The 12341-nt window shown below is 71.3% G+C and carries 9 protein-coding genes; 8 read left to right on the top strand and 1 reads right to left on the bottom strand.

Annotation, left to right across the window (positions count from 1 at the left end; all coding sequences use genetic code 11):
* The first annotated feature begins 72 nt into the window (after positions 1-72).
* Complete coding sequence (locus ABZ215_RS33200) at positions 73-1038, top strand: acetylxylan esterase (RefSeq protein WP_354954208.1); 966 nt, start codon at positions 73-75, stop codon at positions 1036-1038.
* 94 nt (positions 1039-1132) lie between these two features.
* On the opposite strand, the gene ABZ215_RS33195 is transcribed toward ABZ215_RS33200, so the two are convergent.
* Complete coding sequence (locus tag ABZ215_RS33195; RefSeq protein WP_020421221.1) at positions 1133-1843, bottom strand: FCD domain-containing protein; 711 nt, start codon at positions 1841-1843, stop codon at positions 1133-1135.
* Positions 1844-2003: 160 nt separating this feature from the next.
* On the opposite strand from ABZ215_RS33195, the gene ABZ215_RS33190 reads away from it, so the two are divergent.
* Genes ABZ215_RS33190 through ABZ215_RS33160 form a run of 7 tightly spaced genes read left to right on the top strand, consistent with a single transcriptional unit; the run spans position 2004 to position 12273 of the window.
* On the top strand, positions 2004-3605 hold the full coding sequence (locus ABZ215_RS33190; protein ID WP_020421222.1) for an ABC transporter substrate-binding protein: 1602 nt from the start codon (positions 2004-2006) through the stop codon (positions 3603-3605).
* A gap of 11 nt (positions 3606-3616) precedes the next feature.
* A complete protein-coding gene (locus ABZ215_RS33185; RefSeq protein WP_354954206.1) occupies positions 3617-4576 on the top strand; it encodes an ABC transporter permease in 960 nt (319 codons plus the stop codon).
* Positions 4576-6552: a dipeptide/oligopeptide/nickel ABC transporter permease/ATP-binding protein gene (locus ABZ215_RS33180; RefSeq protein WP_354712722.1), complete on the top strand. Its 1977-nt coding sequence runs from the start codon at positions 4576-4578 to the stop codon at positions 6550-6552. The genes ABZ215_RS33185 and ABZ215_RS33180 overlap by 1 nt, the downstream gene beginning before the upstream one ends.
* A complete protein-coding gene (locus ABZ215_RS33175; protein WP_354954204.1) occupies positions 6549-7505 on the top strand; it encodes an ABC transporter ATP-binding protein in 957 nt (318 codons plus the stop codon). The genes ABZ215_RS33180 and ABZ215_RS33175 overlap by 4 nt, the downstream gene beginning before the upstream one ends.
* Positions 7502-8431 carry a dihydrodipicolinate synthase family protein gene (locus ABZ215_RS33170; protein ID WP_354954202.1) on the top strand — a complete coding sequence of 310 codons (930 nt, stop codon included), beginning with the start codon at positions 7502-7504 and terminating at the stop codon, positions 8429-8431. Before ABZ215_RS33175 ends, ABZ215_RS33170 begins: the two co-directional genes overlap by 4 nt.
* The gene (locus ABZ215_RS33165; RefSeq protein ID WP_354954200.1) at positions 8428-10401 is read left to right on the top strand and encodes a beta-galactosidase; all 1974 of its coding nucleotides are present in this window, start codon (positions 8428-8430) and stop codon (positions 10399-10401) included. The genes ABZ215_RS33170 and ABZ215_RS33165 overlap by 4 nt, the downstream gene beginning before the upstream one ends.
* 15 nt (positions 10402-10416) lie before the next feature.
* Positions 10417-12273, top strand: a complete 1857-nt coding sequence (locus ABZ215_RS33160; protein ID WP_354954198.1) for a sialidase family protein — start codon at positions 10417-10419, stop codon at positions 12271-12273.
* The last annotated feature ends 68 nt before the right edge of the window (positions 12274-12341 follow it).

The following is a 12341-nucleotide window of genomic DNA, read 5'->3' as shown; positions in this document are numbered from 1 at the left end:
TTTTTTGTCCGGTGTGGACAGAATCGGCTGAACCCCTCGTCGGCGGCGGTTTCCGGCGCTAGGGTCCCCAGCGTGACGACGCTGTACGACCTGCCGCTGTCGGAGCTGTCCGAGTACCGGCCGCCACTGGACGAACCCGCCGACCTGGACGCCTTCTGGGCCACCGCGCTGGCCGAGGCGGACCGGTCACCGCTGGACCCGGTGTTCCGTCCACAGGAGACTTTGCTGCGGACGGTGGACGTGTTCGACGCGTCGTTCACCGGCGCGGCGGGGCAGCGGATCTCGGCGTGGCTGCTGCTGCCGCGGGACCGGCCGGCGAAGCTGCCGTGCGTGGTGCAGTACCTGGGGTACAACCTGGGGCGCGGCCTGCCGCACGATTACCTGACGTGGTCGGCGTTCGGGTACGCGCACCTGGTGGTGGACACGCGCGGCCAGGGCGGGAAGGCGGTGCCCGGCGCGACAGGCGATTCCTGGTCGGCCGGGCCGCACGTGCCGGGTTTCATGACACTCGGGATCCTGGACCCGGAGCAGTACTTCTACCGGCGGGTGTACGTCGACGCGGTGCGGGCGGTGGCGGCCGCGCGGGCGCACCCGTCGGTGGACGCGGACCGGATCGTGGTGGCAGGCGGCAGCCAGGGCGGCGGAATCACGATCGCCGCGGCGGCGCTGGCGCCCGGAGTCGCGGCCGCGATGCCGGACGTGCCGTTCCTGTGCCACTTCCGGCGCGGGGCGGAGATCGCTTCCGAGGGGCCGTACCTGGAGCTGGTGACGTGGCTGGCGGCGCACCGGCACCGGGCCGGGGAGGCGTTTGCCACGCTGCGGTATTTCGACGGGGCCGTGCTGGCTTCGCGGGCTTCGGCGCCTGCGTTGTTCAGCGTGGCGCTGCGGGATCCGGTTTGCCCTCCGTCGACGGTGTTCGCGGCGTTCAACCGGTGGGGCGGAGATTCGGAGATCCGCGCGTGGGAGTGGAACGAGCACGAAGGAGGACAGGGGGCTCAGGTCGCCGAGCAGGCCTCCTGGTTGAGGCGGATTTTGTAGGCGCTACGCGTAGCGCCCCGGGCGTCGGCTTCACTTCGTTGCCGACTCGCATCGGGCAACCGAACACTGAAAGATCGGGTTCGGAAGGCGCCCGCTAATCAACCGGCGCCGCCACCCCGAATCCCCCGTACTTGCCGGCCTTCGCGCGCTTTCGCACCTCGTCGAAGTGCCGGTGCACGGCCTCCTCAGCAGCATCGGCATCCCCCGCCACCAAGGCATCCACGATCGCCTGGTGACGCTTCGCCGTGGAGCTCGCCGAGCCGGCCGGGCCGCCCAGCTCGGCCTCCGCCGCCCGGTACACGTCCCAGAACAGGCGCGTCAGCTCGCGGGCCAGGTCGAAACCGGCCTCGGCGCAGATCAGGTCGTGGAACTCGCGGTCGGCGGCCGCGCTGTCCGGGCCCTTGCGCATCCGCGCCACGCACGACTCCAGCGCCGCGATCAGCTCCGGCCGGTGCCGCCGCGCCACCCGGCGCGTCAGCTCGGTCTCCAGCATCTCCCGCACCTCGAGCAGGTCCCGCAACCGGCCCGTCGTCCCCGCCCCGGGCGTCCGGGTGCGGAACAGCAGCCACGTCCGCAGCGCCTCCGAACCGGCCGAGCCGACGAACGTGCCGTACCCGTGCCGCACCTCGACGATCCCCAGCGCCCGCAGCGCCCGGATCGCCTCGCGGATCGAATTGCGGCTCACCCCGATGTCGGCCATCAGGTCCAGCTCGGTCGGCATCGGCGACCCCGGCGGGAGGTCCCGCTCGATGATCAGGTCGATGATCCGTTTGCTGATCTCGTCGCCGAGCTGAGGGCGTGCCACATCCAACTCCCCGCCTGCTGACCACCGGATTTCCGGACATCCTACGTCAGACCCCTTGACCACGGGACGCGCCGCTGTTTACAGTCACCCGGTCGCAGGACGTCCTACGTCCTACTTCCATGCTCCGGCCTGATCAACGACGCACAAGTCAGGAGACGTCATGTCGCACAGCCTGTCCGGCCTCAGCCGCCGCGATTTCCTGCGGTACACCGGACTCGCCGGCACGGCCGCGGCCTTCTCGGTCACCCTGGGGGCCTGTGGCGGACCGGCATCCACCAACACCACGGGCAGCTCCACCGGCACGCTCACCGCGGTCATCGGCTACGGCAACAACCAGACCTGGGACCCGCTGCAGACGGCATCCGCCTTCTCGATGGCCGCCAACCTGCACTGCTACGAATCGCTGGTCGAGGGCGACCCGATCACCCGCGACCCGTTCCCCGGCCTGGCCAAGGCGCTCCCGGCCGACCTCACCGGCACCAGCCTGAAGTTCGAGCTGCGCGACGGCGCCAAGTGGCACGACGGCACCCCGGTGACCGCCGACGACGTCGTCTTCACCTACGCCCGCGTGCTCGACCCCAACGAAAAGGTGCTGGTCCACAGCTTCTTCGCGGACTGGCTCGCCGAAGTGCGCAAGACCGGCGAGAACTCCGTCGAGTTCGTGCTCAAGCACCCGTTCCCGTACGCCCTCAAGCGAATCCAGACCGCCAAGATCTGCCCCAAGCACGTCTTCGAGGGCAAGTGGAAGGACGCCGCGGGCGGCAAGGTCGTCGGCTCCGGCCCGTACAAGGTCGTCGAGCAGGCCCCGCTGTCCTACACCCGCTTCGAGAAGTTCGCCGAGTACAACGGCCCGCGCCCGGCGGCCTACCAGTCCATGCTGTGGAAGTCGATCGTGGACGCCGCGCCGCGCGTCGCGGCCATCTCCGGGGCCAACCCGGAGGCGCAGATCGTGGAGAACATCCCGGCGGCCAACGCCGAGCAGCTGCGCAAGTCCGGCCGCAGCGTCGAGTTCGCCGACGGCGGCAACAACCTGTTCCTGATGTTCAACACCGCGCACGCGCCGTTCGACAACAAGCTCGTGCGGCAGGCCCTGCACTACGCCATCGACAAGCAGAAGATGATCCAGATCGGCCTGCAGGGCGCGGGCACGGCGGCGACCTCGTTCATCAACCCGAAGCTGCCCGCCTCCCAGCCGGCCGCCAACGACTTCGCCTACAACCCGGACAAGGCCAGGCAACTGCTCCAGCAGGCCGGCGTCACCAACCTGGCGATCACCCTGTCCACCACCAACACCTCCCTCGTCTCGGACTGCGTGAAGGTCATCAAGGAGGGCTGGGACGCGATCGGCGTGACCACCACGCTGGACTCGCAGGACACCAAGGCGCTGTTCTCGAAACTGGACAGCGGCAAGGACTTCGAGGTCGTCGCCACCACCAACAACCCGCTGCAGTTCGGCAACGACCCGGACCTGCTGACCCGCTACTACTACGACAAGACGTCGGTGCTGATGACCACCTACGCCCGGTGGACCGGCCCGGAGTCGCAGGCACTGCTGGACCTGCAGAACCAGGCCGCCGCGGAGACCGACGAGACGCGCCGCGCGCAGCTCACCAAGCAGCTGCTGGACCTGATCTCCGAGCACGCCGTCATCTACCCCGTGGTGTTCACCCAGCTCGGCACCGCGTGGAACGCGCAGAAGATCACGGGCGTGCGGGCGCAGGGCTACCCGGGCATCTACCTCAACCAGGCCAAGCCGGTCTGAGGGGCGCTGCCATGGCCGTCGTCGTGCGGATGCTGCTCACCCGCATCCTCGCCCTGATCCCGCTGGTGCTCGGGGTGGTCCTGTTCGTCTTCATCGTCATGCAGTTCTCCCCCGTGGACACGGCGGTGGCCGCGCTCGGCGACGCCAACCCCACGCCGGAACAGCTCCAGCAGTTCCGGCAGGAGAACGGCCTGCTCGACCCGCTCCCGCTGCAGTACGTGCACTTCGTGTGGCACCTGCTGCAGGGCGACTTCGGCACCAGCGTGATCACGAAGGAGCCGGTCGGGCAGGTGATCGCCACCGCGCTGCCGCTGACCGTGCAGCTCACCCTGCTCGGCCTGCTGATCGCGATCGTCGCCGGGCTCGTGCTCGGCGTGACCTCGGCGCTGTTCCGCGACCGCTGGCCGGACCAGCTGATCCGGATCGTCACGCTGGCCGGCGTCGCCGCGCCCGCGTTCTGGATCGCGGTGCTGCTCGTCCAGTGGCTCGCGGTGGGCGAGGGACTGTTCCCCACCAGCGGGTACGTCAGCCCGGCCGACTCGTTCGGCGGCTGGCTCAACTCGCTGGCGCTGCCCGCGATCTCGCTCGCGCTGCCGGTCGCCGCGCAGCTGACGCGCATCATCCGCACCTCGATGGTCGAGGAGCTGGACAAGGACTACGTCCGCACCGCACGCGGCGGCGGCCTGCCGCCGGTGGTGGTCGTCGGCCGCAACGTGCTGCGCAACGCGCTGATCAACCCCCTCACCGTGCTCGGCCTGCGGGTCGGCTACCTGCTGGGCGGCGCCGTCGTGATCGAGACGATGTTCGCGCTGCCCGGGATGGGACAGAACATGATCCAGGCCGTCAAGGACGGCGACACCGCGAAGGTCCAGGGCTTCGTGATCACCATCGCGGTCGGGTTCGTCCTGGTCAACCTGATCGTCGACGTGCTGTACCTGATCGTGAACCCGCGCCTGCGGAGCCGGTCGTGATGCGGCAGCTGTACCGGCCCGGGCTCACGCAGCGCCTGTCCCGGCCCGGCATCCGGTTCCGCCGGTTCAACACCGCGTCCTGGATCTCGATCGGGGTGCTGGCCGTGCTCGCGCTGGTCGCGCTCATCGGCCCGCTGCTGGTCAAGGACCCCTACGCGCTGGGCACCGAGGTCACCGGGCCGAACGCCGCGCACTGGTTCGGCACCGACCAGTCCGGCCGCGACATCCTCTCCCGCGTCGTGCACGGCGCCCGCTGGTCGCTCGCGATCGGGCTCGGCGCCGCCGCGCTGGCGCTGGTCTGCGGCGCGCTGATCGGAGCGCTCGCGGCCACCTCCCGGCGCGGGGTGGACTCGGTGGTCATGCGCGTGCTCGACGTGCTGATGGCCTTCCCCGGCATCGCGCTCGCGGCCGTGCTCGTCGCGGTGTTCGGCCGCGGCATCGGGGTGCTGATCCTGGCGATCGCATTCGTCAACGTGCCGCCGGTCGCGCGCGTGGTGCGGGCGAACGTGCTGGCGCAGTACAGCGAGGACTACGTCGCGGCCGAGCACATCATCGGCGCGCGCCGGTTCTTCATCCTGGTCAAGCACGTCGCGGTGAACTGCGCCGCGCCGATCCTGGTGTTCTGCACGGTGATGGTGGCCGACGCGATCGTGTTCGAGGCGTCGCTGTCGTTCATCGGCGCCGGCATCCAGCCGCCCGACCCGTCGTGGGGCTCGGTGCTCGCCGACGGCAAGGACATGGTGCTCAACGGCGGCTGGTGGGCCACGTTGTTCCCGGGCCTGATGATCCTGTTCACGGTGCTGGCGCTGAACGTGCTGTCCGAAGGGATCTCGGACGCGTGGGCGGCGCCGTCGTCCCGCACCGCGAAGGCGGCGGAGGTCGCCAAGGCGGTCGTCGCCGAGGAGGCGGCCGAGAACGTCGCGCCGGTGCTGCCGATCCGCGGTCTGCGCGAGGTGGGCGAGCGGTTGTCCCGCCGTGCCCGTGCGCTGACCGGGCGGGACACCCTGCTCTCCGTCGAGGGGCTGACGATCGCATTCCCGGAACGGCACAACGGCGTCAACGTCGTCGACGACGTCTCGTTCACCGTGCGCTCGGGCGAGGTGCTCGGCCTGATCGGGGAATCGGGCTGCGGCAAGTCGCTGACCGCGCTGTCGATCGTCGGGCTGCAGCCGCGGACCGCGCGGCTGTCCGGCCGGATCCGGTTCGACGGCGAGGACCTGCTCACGATGAAACCGTCCGCGCGGCGCCGGCACCTCGGGCACGACATCGCGATGATCTACCAGGACGCGCTCAGCTCGCTGAACCCGGCGATGACGATCCAGGCGCAGCTCAAGCAGTTCACCCGCCGCGGCGGCACCCGCACCCCGCGCGAGCTGGTGGAGCTGGTCAACCTCGACCCGGACCGCACGCTGCGCGCCTACCCGCACGAGCTGTCCGGCGGACAGCGGCAGCGGGTGCTGATCGCGATGGCGTTGTCCCGCAGCCCCAAGCTGATCGTGGCCGACGAGCCGACCACCGCGCTGGACGTGACCGTGCAGGCGCAGGTCATCTCGCTGCTGCTGCGCCTGCAGGAGGAGCTGGGCTTCGCACTGGTGCTGGTGTCGCACGACCTGGCGCTGGTGTCCGATGTGGCCGATCGCGTCGTCGTGATGTACGGCGGGCAGGTCGCCGAGGCGGGCACGACCGCGCAGGTCGTCGGCGCGCCGCGGCACCACTACACGCGCGGCCTGCTCAGCGCGGTGTTGTCGCTGGAGGAGAACGACGCCCGGCTCACCCAGATCAAGGGCGTCGTCCCGGCCCCAGCGGACTTCGCGCCCGGCTGCCGGTTTTCCGACCGCTGCCCCGCGGCGCGGGCGCACTGCCGCACCGACCCGCCAGTGGTCGAGGGCACCGGGATGGACCACCTCGTAGCGTGCCACCACCCCGCCGAACCGGTGGCGGAACCGGAGGTCCTGGTGAAGGGAGCGCCGGCATGACCCTGCTGGAACTGGACCGGGTGCACGTGGTGCACAAGATCCGCTCGTCCGGGCTGTTCGGGCGCGACTCCGTGCACGCGCTGACGGACGCGACGCTGACCGTGCGGCCCGGCGAGACGATCGGCGTGGTCGGCGAGTCCGGGTGCGGCAAGACCACGCTGGCGAAGGTCGTCGTCGGGCTGCAGAAGCCGACCAGCGGCGTCGTGCGTTACCGCGGCGAACCGGTGTCGGACCAGCGCGAGTTCGGCCGCGACATCGGCATGATCTTCCAGGACCCGTCGACCGCGCTGAACCGCCGGATGTCGATCGCCCGCATCGTGCGGGACCCGCTCGACGTGCACCGCGTCGGCACCCCGGCGCAGCGGGCCGAGCGGGTGCGCGAGCTGATGGAGCTGGTCGGCCTGCCGCCCAGCGTCGCGGACGCGGTGCCCGGGCAGCTGTCCGGCGGCCAGCGGCAGCGCGTGGCGATCGCGCGTGCGCTGGCGCTGGAGCCGTCGCTGCTGGTCGCCGACGAGCCGACCTCGGCGCTGGACGTGTCGGTGCGCGCGCAGATCCTCAACCTGCTGCTCGACCTGCGGGACCGGCTGGGCCTGGCGATGATCTTCGTGTCGCACGACATCCAGACCGTGCGCAAGATGAGCGACCGCATCGTCACGATGTACCTGGGCCGCATCGTCGAGGACGCCCCCGCCGCGGCGATCCCCGACGACGCACGGCACCCGTACACGCGGGCGCTGTTCTCCGCCACGCCGAGCCTGCTGAACCCGATCGAACCGATCGTCCTGACCGGGCCGGTGCCGTCCGCGGTCAACCCGCCGAGCGGGTGCGCCTTCCGCACCCGCTGTCCGAAAGCGACGGACGAGTGCGCCGGCGCGGTGCCCCCGTCCGCCGACGCCGGCGACGGGCACACCTACCACTGCATCCACCCCGAACTCGAAGTGAGCGTGCGATGACTCGATTCACCGGCATCATCCCCCCGCTGTGCACCCCGTTCCGCGACGACTTCACCATCGACGTGGACTCGCTGCGCCGGCACCTCGACGTCCAGCTGGACGCCGGGGTGCACGGGGTGTTCGTGCTGGGCTCGTCCAGCGAGGTGGCGTTCCTGCCGGACCGGCAGCGCCGGGTGGTGATCGAGACGGCGGTGGCGCACGTCGGCGGCCGGGTCCCGGTGCTCGCCGGGTGCATCGACATGACGACGCTGCGGGTCGCCGAGCACATCCGCGTCGCCGAGGATGCGGGCGCGGACGCGCTGGTCATCACCGCGCCCTACTACACCCGCACGCACACGGCGGAGATCGAGCAGCACTTCCGGCTGCTGCACGCGCAGGCCTCGCTGCCGATCTTCGCCTATGACATCCCGGTCGCGGTGCACTCGAAGCTGGACCGGGAGATGGTCCTGCGGCTGGCCGAGGACGGCGTGCTGGCCGGGCTGAAGGACTCCAGCGGCGACGAGGCCGGGTTCGGCGCGCTGCTGCTGGGCCGCCGGGAGCGCGGGCTGTCGGAGTTCGCCGTGTTCACCGGGTCCGAGCTGGTGGTGGACCTCGCGCTGCAGATGGGCGCGGACGGCGCGGTGCCCGGCCTGGCCAATGTGGACCCCGCCGGGTACGTGACGATCTGGGACCGCGTGCGGGCGGGCGATCGCGATCTCGCGACGGCACGGCGGGAACAGGACCGGCTCATGCGGTTGTACGACATCACGCACGCCGCGCCGCCGGAGCGGATGGGCCGCGGCTCGGCCGGGCTCGGCGCGTTCAAGGCGGCGATGAAGATGCGCGGGTTCATCGACAACTCGGTGATGGCGCCGCCGCAACTGCCGCTCAACGACGAGGAACTGTTGCGCATCAAGGGCGCGCTGACCGAGGCGGGCCTGCTGTGATCCACTACGGCGCGGACTACAACCCGGAGCACTGGGCCGAGGACGTCTGGGACACCGACGTCAAGCTGATGACCGAGGCCGGGGTCACGCTGGTGACGCTCGGCGTCTTCTCCTGGGCCAAGGTCGAGCCGCGACCGGGCGAGTACGACTTCGGCTGGGTCGACACCGTGATGGACAAGCTCGCGGCCGCCGGCATCCAGGTGGCGCTGGCGACGATGACCGCCTCCCCGCCGCCGTGGCTGACCCACCGCCACCCCGAGGTGCTGCCCGTGCGCGAGGACGGGACACGGCTCGCGCCGGGTTCGCGGCAGCAGTTCTGCCCGTCCAGCCCGGTGTTCCGGGAGCACGCCGCGCGGCTGGTGGAGCAGCTCGCGAACCGGTACGGCGACCATCCGGCGCTGAAGATCTGGCACGTCGGCAACGAGTACGGCTGCCACATCCGCGCGTGCTACTGCGACACCTCCGCCGAGGACTTCCGGTCCTGGTTGCGCGAGCGGTACGGCACGCTGGACGCGCTGAACGCGGCGTGGTCGACGACGTTCTGGTCGCAGGGCTACTCGGACTGGGCGGAGATCCAGCCGCCGCGGGTGGCGCCGTCGTTCCGCAACCCCGCCCAGCAGCTGGACTACCAGCGGTTCTCCTCGGACGCGTCGCTGGCGTGTTACCGGGTGGAGGCGGAGGTCCTGCGCCGGGTCACGCCGGACGTCCCGCTCACCACCAACTTCGTCGGGCTGGTGCAGAAGGCGCTGGACTGGCACGCGTGGGAGCCGCACGAGGACGTGGTGTCGCTGGACTCCTACCCCGAGCCCTACGACCCGCGGGGGCACGTCGAGGCGGCGTTCGGGTACGACGTGGTGCGGTCGCTGAAGAACGGGCAGCCGTGGATGCTGCTGGAGCACGCGCCGAGCGCGGTGAACTGGCGCAAGCACAACGGCGCCAAGGCCCCCGGCGTGATGCGGCAGGGCGTGCTGCAGGCGGTGGCGCGCGGCGCGGATGCCGCGATGTTCTTCCAGTGGCGGCAGAGCCGTGGTGGCGCGGAGAAGTTCCACTCGGCGATGGTGCCGCACGCCGGCGCGGACACCCGGGTGTTCGCCGAGGCGCGGGCGCTCGGGCAGGACCTCGCGGCGCTGGCCGACGTCGAGGGCACCCGGGTGCGATCGGACGTGGCGTTCCTGCACGACTGGAACAGCTGGTGGGCACTGGAGCTGGACGCGCACCCGTCGGCGGACGTGACGCAGCTCGACGCGCACCTGGCGCACTACGCGCCGTTCTTCGACGCCGGCATCTCCTGCGACGTGGTGCGCCCCGATCACCTGTCCGGGTACCGGCTGGTCGTGGTGCCGAACCTGTACCTGCTCGATGCGGACACCGCCGAGGGCCTGCGCCGGTACGTCGAGAGCGGCGGGCACCTCGTGGTGTCGTTCTTCTCCGGCATCGTCGACTCGTGCGACCGCGCCCACCTCGGCGGCTACCCGGTGGCCCCGCTGCGGGAGGCGCTCGGGGTGGCGGTGGAGGAGTTCTGGCCGCTGGCGCCGGGCACCTCGGTGCCGCTGAGTCCGGAGTGGACCGGCAGCCTGTGGTCGGAAGCCGTGGAGCTGCGCGGCGCGGAGGCTGTCGCGACCTTCGACGGCGGTGACCTGGCCGGTTTCCCCGCGGTGACCCGACACGCCTACGGCGCGGGTGTCGCCTGGTACCTCGGCACGCGGCTGGACCCGGCCGGGATGCGCGAGCTGGCCGACCGGGTGGCCGCGGAAGCGGGTGTACGACCGGTCCTGCCCGGCCTGCCCGCCGGGGTCCAGGCGGTCCGCCGGGAAGCCGCGGACCGGCAGTTCCTGTTCCTGCTCAACCACAACACGGATGCGGTCGCGGTGGACCTGGGAGAACCGGCCCCCGACCTGCTCACCGGTTCGGCGCCGTCGGCCCGGCACACGTTGCCACCGCGCGGCGTCGCAGTCCTCCGGATTCACTGACCGAAGGGAAGGCACATGAGATCGTTCGCAGCGTGGCGCGCGGTCCCGCTCGTGGCGGTGCTGTTCGCCAGTCTGCTCGGCGGCGGGGTCACCGCCTCCGCCGACACCGCCAGACCGGGATTCGACCAGCAGTCGCTGTTCAACCCCAAGCAGGAGCAGGGCTACTTCTGCTTCCGCATCCCCGCGATCGTCAAGAGCACCTCCGGCACCCTCCTCGCGTTCGCCGAGGGCCGGGTCAACGACTGCGGCGACGCCGGTGACATCGACCTCGTCCTCAAGCGCTCCACCGACGGCGGCCGGACCTGGTCGCCGCTGGAGGTCATCAACTCCGGCGACGGCGACACACACGGCAACCCGGTCCCGATCGTCGACCAGCAGACCGGCCGGATCGTGCTGATCTCCACCTACAACGCGGGTCTCACCGGCGGCAAGAACTGCGAGGTGCCGTGCGCGCGGACCCCGCACGTGCAGTACAGCGACGACGACGGGCTCACCTGGTCCACGCCGGTGGACATCAGCGCCCAGGCCAGCAGGCCGGAGTGGAACGCCTGGTACGCCTCCGGCCCGGTGCACGGCATCCAGCTCACCAAGGGGCCGCACCGCGGGCGGCTGGTGTTCGGCGTGAACGCCGAAACCGCCGAGGGCACCGACGTGGTGGCCAACCACGGCGCGCTCGTCTACAGCGACGACCACGGCCAGACCTGGCACATCGGCGCGGTGGACACCTATTCGTTCCCGCCGAAGAGCGCCTACTCGCAACGGCCCCAGGAAATCAGCGTCGTCGAACTGGCCGACGGCTCGATCTACGCCGGCGGCCGCGAACAGGGCGGCACCGACATCGGCAACCGCGACTACGCGATCAGCCGCGACGGCGGGGAGACGTTCAGCCAGCCGTTCCGGACGATCCCCGACCTGGTCACGCCGATCGTGCAGGGCTCGCTGCTGCGGCTGGACCGGCCGGGGCCGGACCGGATCCTGTTCGCGTCGCCGTCGGACACCGACCGGCGCCGGTGGATGATGATCCGCTCCTCCTACGACGGCGGCCGGAGCTGGGAGAACGCCGAGCAGGGCACCCGGGTGACCGACGAGTGGTCCGGCTACTCGGACATGGTCCAGATCAGCGACCGGTCCGCGCGCACCACCGAGATCGGCCTGATGTACGAGGGCGGCCCGGTCGACGCGCGCGACGAGATCCGCTTCGCCCGCTTCACCGAGGACGTGCTGGGCTGGCGCAACTCGGCCGGCCCGACCACGCGGGACGTGTCCGGCGAACGGTCGGACGCCTACCTCGTGGGCGGCCCGGTGTCCACGGCAGGCCGCTACGGCAGCGCGCTTTCGCTGGACGGCGTGGACGACTTCGTGCGCGTGCCCTACGACAGCGCGCAGGTGGTCGGCGACGGTGACTTCACGTGGACCGGCTGGGTGCGGTACGGCGCGTCGACGAGCAACCAGGTGTTCTTCTGGATGGGCGGCATGGGCTCGACCGCGCCGCAGATCTGGCTGCGCGGCGAGCCGGGGGCGAACCGGCTGATCGCGTCGATGACCACCACTGCGGGCACCAAGCAGGTGACGTCGGCGGGCGCGTTCAACGACCAGCAGTGGCACCACGTGGCGCTGCAGCGCACCGCCGGCCAGCTGCTGCTGTTCGTCGACGGCGTGCAGGTGGCGGCCGGCCCGGCGGCGGCCGGTTCGGTGACGGAGCGGGTGTCGTTCCAGTTCTGGCTCGGCCGCCGCCTCGACGGTGGCATGGGACTGAACGGCGCGCTGGACGACGTCCGGCTCTACCGCAAGGCGCTGTCACCGTCCGAACTGGACGCCGTCCGGGCGAACGCCCCGGTGCGGGACGCCCTGGTGCTGCGGCTGCCGTTCTGAGTCGCGGAGTCCCGGCCCCGTGCGACGGGGCCGGGGCGTCACCGCACCCCGGGCCGGGGCCGCCCGGC

Source organism: Amycolatopsis sp. NPDC006131, from assembly GCF_040614175.1.
Taxonomy (GTDB): Bacteria; Actinomycetota; Actinomycetes; order Mycobacteriales; family Pseudonocardiaceae; genus Amycolatopsis_E; species Amycolatopsis_E tucumanensis.
This window is presented reverse-complemented; position numbering and strand designations above follow the sequence as displayed.

Coding starts and splice junctions, on each gene's coding strand:
- ABZ215_RS33185 (WP_354954206.1), top strand. CDS start 3,617: ATGGCCGTCGTCGTGCGGATGCTGCTCACCCGCATCCTCGCCCTGATC.
- ABZ215_RS33180 (WP_354712722.1), top strand. CDS start 4,576: ATGCGGCAGCTGTACCGGCCCGGGCTCACGCAGCGCCTGTCCCGGCCC.
- ABZ215_RS33170 (WP_354954202.1), top strand. CDS start 7,502: ATGACTCGATTCACCGGCATCATCCCCCCGCTGTGCACCCCGTTCCGC.
- ABZ215_RS33175 (WP_354954204.1), top strand. CDS start 6,549: ATGACCCTGCTGGAACTGGACCGGGTGCACGTGGTGCACAAGATCCGC.
- ABZ215_RS33190 (WP_020421222.1), top strand. CDS start 2,004: ATGTCGCACAGCCTGTCCGGCCTCAGCCGCCGCGATTTCCTGCGGTAC.
- ABZ215_RS33160 (WP_354954198.1), top strand. CDS start 10,417: ATGAGATCGTTCGCAGCGTGGCGCGCGGTCCCGCTCGTGGCGGTGCTG.